The sequence below is a fragment of the Anabaena sp. UHCC 0204 genome (genome assembly GCF_009711975.1).
In the GTDB taxonomy this organism is placed as follows: Bacteria; Cyanobacteriota; Cyanobacteriia; order Cyanobacteriales; family Nostocaceae; genus Dolichospermum.
Genome location: NZ_VIKW01000020.1, coordinates 103,325 through 109,452, shown reverse-complemented (window position 1 = coordinate 109,452; position 6,128 = coordinate 103,325). Strand labels below are relative to the sequence as shown.

The window sequence follows — 6,128 nt, the reverse complement described above, 5'->3', positions numbered from 1 at the left end:
ATAAATCAGGAGAGTTCACAGCCCATTCTTGCCCTCTATCTGTTGTCATTGGTACAACGAAAACAAGAGGAAAGCGTAGTTTTCCTAAACGACTTGGCAACCCTATAATAATTGCCGGTCTGAAACCTTCTTGTTCTCTTCCACTGGGAAGCTGACTAGGAAATTTAGCAGTTACGACATCGCCAATTTGTAAAATACACTCTGTCATACACCTATTTTAATTTCTCCTGTTTCAGGGATAAATTTAACAGGTATTCCCTCTTCTAATTCTCCCTCTTGCCATTCATAGGGTTCATATTTTTCTAAACTTGATAAGTCACTTTCTAGCCAGTCTGTATCTTCTTGAGTTTGAGGATTTTCACTTTGCCACACTAGATAATTTAAAAAGCTAAGAACTTCTGGCAATTTATTATCAGGGATAACTTCCAAATGTTGCACTACTTTGCTTCTGATTGTATTCATGTCTATAATACTCTGAATATTTTTTGGTATGGATTAATCTCAAATGATTGGGCGATCATTATTACTATCAATTATGCTACAAGAAATCCCTTGTTAATCTCGCCAGTTCTCAATTTGCAGGTTTGGGATTCTTTCAAACTCCCGAACATTAGCAGTTACAAGAATTAGTTCATGGGTTATTGCAGTTGCGGCAATGAGTACATCGTAAGCACCTATCGGAGTTCCTGCCTGTTTTAGAAAGCTCCTGATTTGAGCAGTTTGCTCTGCTTCTGCTTCTGCAAAAGGTAAAACTGTAACAGAATTAAGAAACGATATAATCAGTGGTTGAATTTTGATAGCTCGTTGGGGATTTATTGCTAATCCATACTTCAATTCCATTGATGTTACTGCCGAAATAGAAATATCGTCAGGGGAAATCAGCTTTAGTCGTTGTAATGTATTTGGATCACCTTTGACAAAATCACTTACTACACAAGTGTCAAGTAAATATTGCATAAATTCAATTAAAAATATTAAACTGAAAATATGGTTTCATCAGGTGGCAGTAATTCATCTCGATAAGACTCAAGGGTAATACTGTCTGCAAAACCTTGATGTTGCAAAATTATATTTGACCAAGTTCTAGTTTTGTTTTCTAGAAATGTAACTAATACAGTGCTTTCGTGAATGCCATTTGGTATTTCAGCAAGTTGGATTTGTCCATCTTTATAAATTCCCTGAACAGTTTTTAGCATGGATTAACCTCTATAAATTGGGTGATCATCATTACTATTAATTGTGCCACAAGAAATCCCTTATTATTACCATTATTGCGATCGCCTGCTTATATCTGAGTAAAACAGTCCTAAATTGATCACCTGCCCAGTTTCTGTTGCATTCAGATAAAATGTACGGACAGAGTTCAGGCACGGATATTTGATAAAATAAATTGAAATCCCACTAATTTCTTGATAAACATTGACTGAGTATTCAATATCTTTAAGTTTTTACTAATTAAATCGTATATTTACGTATAATTACTGTATACGCGCTGGTGGATACTTTGTATTCTTATTAAATAACGTATAACTACACCATAGAATAGGACAATTAAGCTTACTCATTGTTCCTACTCCAATTTATCATGGCTTAACTACTCCATAGCAATAAAATGTATACTCTTGAACAACTAAAAAACCAATACAAAAAATTTAAGGCAGCTAAAGAGCATTTTGGAGTCAAAGCTGCTAGTTGGCAGAAGTTATGTGAAAAGCTAAATGGTGAATTTCTAAAAGATGCCCTTATTAAAGAACTTGAAGGTAAAGTTGCAAGTTTGCAGGCACAGTTAGCTAAATCCTCAGCAAAAAGCGATCTAGACCTAATGCTGATGGATATCGTCTATAAACGTGGGGTTGGTGCAGATGAAATATTTGAGTCACAAGAAGTAATGAAGGATGAACCTGAAGGAACAGGAAGAGATGATTGGGCTTATTTTGAGTCAGTATTAAAGCGTCGCTATTATAGATTAGCAAAACACTATCATCCCGATAATCACGGCACTAAAGAACAGATGAATAATCTTACAAATGCCTATGAAATTGCTAGAACTTTTGTTAACAGCAATGAAGGTTTAGGAAAATAATAAAAAATAAAATTTATGTCTATCATAGAAATAGAAACTGATTTATCTCGAACTCAACTTAGTAAATTTAAAAAATTATTTACTTTGATGAAGTTAATAAATGGTAAAACTTATTTTCCTACTAGTGAAATGCATGGTGTTTTATTAACTCAAAGTAAACAAAATGCAATTAATATAATTCAATCTCACTTAAAATTTATTCAACAATACGTTTTAAATATAGATGATAGTTTATATATTAAACATATTGGCATAGATGTACTTTTAGATACACTTGGAGAAGAAAATCCAAAGAAAAAAATTCAATATTTAGCTGCAAGAGCATATATATCGGCATTTTTAGCAAATAATTCTGATGTATTTAAAGATTCGATGTTGCGAGGTATAGAATTAGATAAAGAACAAATTCAAGCCATGCAATATGTTAAGAAAAATTCTAAACATTGCACCCTAACTCTAAAACGTTTTCAAAAAGGTATTAAATGCCATATCCATCATATTGAAGGAGTTAGTGAACGACCGGATCTCGCAACTGATGTAAAGAATCTTTTACCTCTTTGTGAAGATGTCCATACCGAATATCATCAATGGGTTATTTCTAATCAAAAAAGTGTGACAAGAGCTACATTAAAACATTTCGCAAAAGAAAAAAAGTACGAGACAAACTGGTAAAGATATTCTTTTTCCATAACACTATTACATTATTTGCTAGTTCTTGAAAGGAAAATAAATAAAAAATGATTATTGACTACCAAACTCAGAAAAATTCTGAAAATACGAAGGATGAATACTACTATTCCTGGAATACAGAAACAAATATAGTACAAGTTATTTGGACAGAACACAATTTAGACGCATCTTACCCAATTCCTAAAAGAGAAACACAAGTATTTAATATTCCTTTTGATGAGCCTGATGGTATATGGTTGACTGAAAACATAAAAGCTATACTAATCAGCAGAAAATCTAAGATAGAAACCAAATAATTGGGACAAAAGTTGATTGACTGTAGTTAAAATAGAACACTTTTATTATTGAATTTTGGCTTTTGCGTCTCTTTTATGGTGATTAAGGATTCATTAAAATAAAAACTTTACAGGACAAGGTTTATAAACAATTATACCCATAGTTTCCATGAAATGCTTACACAATAAAGCTTTCAATAATGTTGAACTGGATTCTCCATAAAATCTACGCAAAAACCTGATTTTTTTCATACTGCCACCTAAGCATAAATACTGCTAATCACACACAGAAATAAAGCTTCAGTCCACTCCACCACAGCCCCATAAGTATCCCCAGTATGTCCACCTAATTTATAATTAAACCAAGCTGCGGTAACAACAGAAATCACACACCCAGCCAAAACCATCCCCACAGATAAAACTAACTTCTGGGGATTAATTAACCAAACAACAACACTCAAACCCAGCAGCAAAAAGAAGCTTGGTAATAAATCTAAATAAGAACGAATCGCTTGTTTATGAAACGCACCTTTACCAGTAGGTTTAAGATAAGGATAACAGGCGATCGCTATTTGTTGTCCCCAACGTCCCCACCCACAAGCAGCCATTAATACCAAATAATGATTTTCACCTATCTCTGTTAAAGCAGTAGTTTTCAAAATAATAATTATAATAGCCACCATTGCCCCAAACGCACCAGTAGCACTATCCATCATCACCTGTAACCTGCGTTGAGGATCACCCACGGCTAAACCATCAGCAGTATCCATTGCACCATCTAAATGCAATCCTCCCGTGATTCCTATCCACACACCCACAACCAAAGCGTTACGAGTTAGCACTGGGACACCCAAATAATGCAACCCTGTATCTAATCCACCCAAAATACCACCAATGATCAACCCAATCACCGGCGCAAAACAAGCTACCTTTTGGAAATCCAAATTTTGGAGATATGGTAAGGGTATGGCAGTATAGAAAATCACAGCCGCAACTAAATGTAAGAATTGCTGTTGCCACCAGCGCAAAACGTTAGCCATACTTTAGATAGAGTTTAATTAGCCAAAATACTTCGAGTATTCATGAATATAAGTGTTCTCATCACAGAAAACGCCATAAATGATGTCCCGACTGACAATTTACCTCAGATGATCAGACGATCGCTTCCTAAACTTGATATTTTGGAACTATAGGGAATTAACAATCTATCTCATTGACTGTTTGGCTGCGTTGTCACTTACCTTCCATAACCCGCTATTTCTCTATGAGTCATCATCTACCCGACACTAAAATACCAGCACCGTGCATAGTCAACACCGGCATTATTGTCAACAAACTCGATATCCGACGATTGCTGAATGATTTAGGTAGAGTCCACTACATCTACACCCAAGATAATAAGCTATTGAGTGAGGGTGACGGTGATGTGATGGAAGTATTTACTAATCCATCTAGGTCTACCCTAGTCGCTAACAATGCACTATATCTGAATGTGGCTAGTTTTGATTATCTGGAATTAAAACAATCTCCACAGCAAGAAACCTACTTCGATTTGATGCAGGAGCAGATGTGTTTGCGTTTGATTCCTCTTTCTACAACCTTGCAAGAAAGACGCGATAGCGAACTTCGCAGAAATCGCCAATTTAATTGCACTGCTATAGAAGCAATGATGGATCAAATCTTAGCAGCTAGATGGGATGCAGAAATTGATGACGACTGTTGTGATTCTTTCTAACTAAAAAATCATACATCCTCTTGGCTAATAGTAGATTGTAGGGTCTCACCCTCACAAGCCAAAAAACCAAGCTCCTGCGTTAAACAGCAGCGAAAATGTTAAGTTGGTGGATAAATTTAGTGAAATAGTATTTTTGCCTTGAGTGCCAATTTTTCCTTTGAAAGTCTCGCTACCTGTAGCCAGACTAAAGCCAGAGCCGGAATATTTTCTACTCCCCACGGAATTGTAGAAACGCCCCGATTTATGCCTGTGGGTACATTGGCTAATGTCAAAACTATCACCCCTGCCCAATTGGGAGCAACAGGAGCGCAGATGGTTTTAGCTAATACCTATCATTTACATCTCCAACCGGGAGAAGCCATTGTTGCTGGTGGTGGTGGGCTACATAAATTCATGGGTTGGCATGGTCCCATGCTCACAGATTCCGGTGGATTTCAGGTTTTTAGCCTGAGCGAAATGCGGAAAATTACTGAAGAAGGTGTGACTTTCCGCTCACCTCACGATGGGCAAATCATTAAATTAACGCCAGAACGCTCTATTGAAATTCAGAATATTTTAGGAGCGGATGTAATTATGGCTTTTGATGAATGTCCTCCCTATCCTGCTACCCGTCAGGAAGTAGAAGCCGCAACTGATCGCACTTACCGCTGGCTAAAACGCTCTATATCAGCCCATCAACGCCAGGATCAGGCATTGTTTCCCATTGTCCAGGGGGGAGTATATTTAGATTTACGCGCCCGTGCTGCTCAAGAATTGGCGCAGTTGGATATGCCCGGATATGCCATTGGTGGTGTCAGTGTCGGTGAACCAACGGATTTAATGGCGCAAATTGTCCAAACTACAGCGCCGCTGTTACCGGTGAATAAACCCCGTTATTTGATGGGTGTGGGGACTTATCGAGAAATGGCGATCGCGATCGCTTCTGGTGTAGATTTATTTGATTGCGTGATTCCCACCCGCTGGGCTAGACATGGAACAGCCATTGTTGCCGGTGAACGCTGGAATATCAAAAATGCTAAGTTTCGTGAAGATTTTACACCATTGGATGCAACTTGCCCTTGTTACACCTGTAAAAATTTCAGTCGAGCTTATTTAGCTCATTTAGTGCGATCGCAGGAAATATTAGCTTATACTTTGTTGACTATTCATAACATCACCGAATTGATTCGCTTTACCCAAAAGATTCGGGAATCAATATTGAGCGATCGTTTTGTGACAGATTTTGGTCATTGGCTCAAACCATCAGAAATTGATCTCGAAAAAACAGACAACTGATCGTAGACCGAAACATGATAAAATACGTCTCACATATAAAAGCTAGATTGGAATATTAGGTGGATTTAAA

General features: G+C 36.9%; 10 protein-coding genes. 5 read left to right on the top strand and 5 right to left on the bottom strand.

The annotated features are described in order from the left end of the window. The 4 genes from FJR04_RS16880 to FJR04_RS16865 form a co-directional block, all read right to left on the bottom strand. A partial coding sequence (locus tag FJR04_RS16880; protein ID WP_168496831.1) for a type II toxin-antitoxin system PemK/MazF family toxin occupies positions 1–208 on the bottom strand: 208 nt, incomplete at its 3' end. Continuing rightward, positions 205–462: a hypothetical protein gene (locus FJR04_RS16875; RefSeq protein WP_168496829.1), complete on the bottom strand. Its 258-nt coding sequence runs from the start codon at positions 460–462 to the stop codon at positions 205–207. The genes FJR04_RS16875 and FJR04_RS16880, both read right to left, overlap by 4 nt. 93 nt (positions 463–555) lie before the next feature. Continuing rightward, the gene (locus FJR04_RS16870; RefSeq protein WP_168496827.1) at positions 556–957 is read right to left on the bottom strand and encodes a type II toxin-antitoxin system VapC family toxin; all 402 of its coding nucleotides are present in this window, start codon (positions 955–957) and stop codon (positions 556–558) included. A gap of 17 nt (positions 958–974) precedes the next feature. Beyond that, a complete protein-coding gene (locus FJR04_RS16865; RefSeq protein WP_168496825.1) occupies positions 975–1,196 on the bottom strand; it encodes a hypothetical protein in 222 nt (73 codons plus the stop codon). Between the two features lie 416 nt (positions 1,197–1,612). Here FJR04_RS16865 and FJR04_RS16860 point away from each other — a divergent pair, with 416 nt between their 5' ends. The 3 genes from FJR04_RS16860 to FJR04_RS16850 all read left to right on the top strand — a co-directional run bounded on the left by FJR04_RS16860 (position 1,613) and on the right by FJR04_RS16850 (position 3,069). Continuing rightward, a complete protein-coding gene (locus tag FJR04_RS16860) occupies positions 1,613–2,083 on the top strand; it encodes a J domain-containing protein (protein ID WP_168496824.1) in 471 nt (156 codons plus the stop codon). A 15-nt stretch (positions 2,084–2,098) separates the two neighbouring features. Next, the gene (locus FJR04_RS16855) at positions 2,099–2,755 is read left to right on the top strand and encodes a hypothetical protein (RefSeq protein ID WP_168496822.1); all 657 of its coding nucleotides are present in this window, start codon (positions 2,099–2,101) and stop codon (positions 2,753–2,755) included. A gap of 65 nt (positions 2,756–2,820) precedes the next feature. After that, complete coding sequence (locus tag FJR04_RS16850; RefSeq protein ID WP_168496820.1) at positions 2,821–3,069, top strand: hypothetical protein; 249 nt, start codon at positions 2,821–2,823, stop codon at positions 3,067–3,069. A 239-nt stretch (positions 3,070–3,308) separates the two neighbouring features. Here the strand turns inward: FJR04_RS16850 and cobS are convergent, their stop codons facing one another. Next, entirely contained in the window at positions 3,309–4,088 is a 780-nt protein-coding gene (gene cobS / locus FJR04_RS16845; protein ID WP_168496818.1) for an adenosylcobinamide-GDP ribazoletransferase, read from the bottom strand. Positions 4,089–4,312: 224 nt separating this feature from the next. On the opposite strand from cobS, the gene FJR04_RS16840 reads away from it, so the two are divergent. Then, the gene (locus FJR04_RS16840; RefSeq protein ID WP_168496816.1) at positions 4,313–4,783 is read left to right on the top strand and encodes a hypothetical protein; all 471 of its coding nucleotides are present in this window, start codon (positions 4,313–4,315) and stop codon (positions 4,781–4,783) included. A gap of 138 nt (positions 4,784–4,921) precedes the next feature. Further along, positions 4,922–6,058: a tRNA guanosine(34) transglycosylase Tgt gene (gene tgt / locus FJR04_RS16835; RefSeq protein ID WP_168496814.1), complete on the top strand. Its 1,137-nt coding sequence runs from the start codon at positions 4,922–4,924 to the stop codon at positions 6,056–6,058. The last annotated feature ends 70 nt before the right edge of the window (positions 6,059–6,128 follow it).

Bases quoted from the DNA above. Each gene is read 5' to 3' on its own strand.
- FJR04_RS16870 (WP_168496827.1), bottom strand. From the start codon at position 957: ATGCAATATTTACTTGACACTTGTGTAGTAAGTGATTTTGTCAAAGGT.
- FJR04_RS16865 (WP_168496825.1), bottom strand. From the start codon at position 1,196: ATGCTAAAAACTGTTCAGGGAATTTATAAAGATGGACAAATCCAACTT.
- cobS (WP_168496818.1), bottom strand. From the start codon at position 4,088: ATGGCTAACGTTTTGCGCTGGTGGCAACAGCAATTCTTACATTTAGTT.
- FJR04_RS16860 (WP_168496824.1), top strand. From the start codon at position 1,613: ATGTATACTCTTGAACAACTAAAAAACCAATACAAAAAATTTAAGGCA.
- FJR04_RS16850 (WP_168496820.1), top strand. From the start codon at position 2,821: ATGATTATTGACTACCAAACTCAGAAAAATTCTGAAAATACGAAGGAT.
- FJR04_RS16875 (WP_168496829.1), bottom strand. From the start codon at position 462: ATGAATACAATCAGAAGCAAAGTAGTGCAACATTTGGAAGTTATCCCT.
- FJR04_RS16855 (WP_168496822.1), top strand. From the start codon at position 2,099: ATGTCTATCATAGAAATAGAAACTGATTTATCTCGAACTCAACTTAGT.
- FJR04_RS16840 (WP_168496816.1), top strand. From the start codon at position 4,313: ATGAGTCATCATCTACCCGACACTAAAATACCAGCACCGTGCATAGTC.